Below are 1,608 nucleotides of genomic sequence, written 5' to 3'. Positions count from 1 at the left end.
ATTATTGTGAATATTCCCAAGTGTTGAACAAAATTATCTCTCTCTGAGGGTAGAAATTGTTATTGTTTTAGGAAATTTTACCGATACTTTAAACGGTAAGCTTATCCACTAGGCGTGCCCATGCTATGCTTTCCCCACTCCTGACTACTGGACAAAGTTGGCTCTTATCGAACTCATATTACTAGTAAGCGCCTTTTTTTTGGAAAAGTACTATAGGAGTTTTTACTAAAATATTAAAATCTAGCCATAGTGAACAATTATACATGTACAAAGTATGTATCTAGGCTATAGCGGCGGATAATTTTTACTACTTTAGTAATCTGTGGATCATATTTTATCTTAAATAGAACACTATCTTTTATTTCATTATGATCTTCTAGCTCTTTGAGACTTTGGTCAGCATCCACAAAAATCCTGCAAAATTTACAAGTATTAAATCGTTTATTATGTAAACCCACTTTTTTATATTTGTAAAATATCGTTCCTGGGAAATCAAGCTTGATTCAAATATAAATATTGACAAAGGCAAAAGCACAATTATTCCTAATACAGAAAGCACAAAATTAAAACATCACACTTAATTTTGTTTGATGCTTGAATAAACTAGTGTTTCCAAAGTATTCCTCATCCTAAAGCATGGGGCTATACAACCTAATTAACCTGCCTATACTCATAAGTGAGAAATTATCACCTGCTAAATTATGATGATATTGTAAATTTTTAACGTTCAATACACCCTCTAAAGTGGTATTTTAAAATGATATATAGGCAATTATACTGCCTTAGTTGCGAAGGAGTTATTAAACTAATATGCTCCATTTTATGGAAAAAGATTAGTTTAATAAAACTATTTTGAAAAAAATAAAAAACATACTTATCATTTAAAATAACAAAATCATAGCAAGTTTTTAACCCAAAAAAATATTTATGTCAACACTATTTTAGTATTTCAACAATTCTATGAATCTATATTTTTAAACTTTCTGTGGAGAATATGTGAAATTTTTACTGAGAGTTTATTTACGGTAAATTCACTACAGCCACAAATAAATTTTTGAGTTAACCTGGTGATGATTAACTCCCATGCAAACTGGGAAGTTTGCATGGGAGATTTTCTCGGGAAGCAATATCTACCAACATTGCCCACATTACGTTACAGGAAAAGTAAAAAATGACGGAACCAAAGAGAGCGCTAATCACTGGAATTACAGGTCAAGACGGTTCCTACTTGAGTGAGTTGTTGCTAGAAAAGGGCTATGAGGTTCACGGTATTATCCGAAGGACCTCCACCTTCAACACAGATCGCATTGACCATATCTATGTAGACCCCCACAATGAAAACGCACGGTTCTTCTTACACTACGGTGACTTGACTGATGGTGTGACCCTACGCCGGATCTTAGAGGCGGTTCAGCCATCGGAAATTTATAACTTAGGGGCTCAATCCCATGTTCGGGTCAGTTTTGACTCCCCAGAATATACCGTTGACTCGGTGGGAATGGGTACTCTGCGACTTTTGGAGGCGATTCGGGACTATCGTCAGCGCACCGGTATCGACGTGCGTTTCTATCAAGCTGGTTCTTCTGAGATGTTTGGGAAGGTACAGGA

The 1,608-nt window shown here is 35.3% G+C and carries 2 protein-coding genes; one reads left to right on the top strand and one right to left on the bottom strand.

Translation table 11 applies throughout. The features are described 5' to 3' along the window. Nucleotides 1-257 precede the first annotated feature (257 nt). Entirely contained in the window at nt 258-458 is a 201-nt protein-coding gene (locus tag F6K52_RS37225) for a sugar transferase (protein ID WP_364421469.1), read from the bottom strand. A gap of 713 nt (nt 459-1,171) precedes the next feature. Between F6K52_RS37225 and F6K52_RS36055 the strand changes: the two genes are divergently transcribed. Then, the coding region (locus F6K52_RS36055; protein ID WP_293089982.1) for a GDP-mannose 4,6-dehydratase at nt 1,172-1,608 on the top strand (437 nt) is incomplete at its 3' end.

Source organism: Moorena sp. SIO3H5 (assembly GCF_010692395.1).
Classification (GTDB): domain Bacteria; phylum Cyanobacteriota; class Cyanobacteriia; order Cyanobacteriales; family Coleofasciculaceae; genus Moorena.
This window is presented reverse-complemented; position numbering and strand designations above follow the sequence as displayed.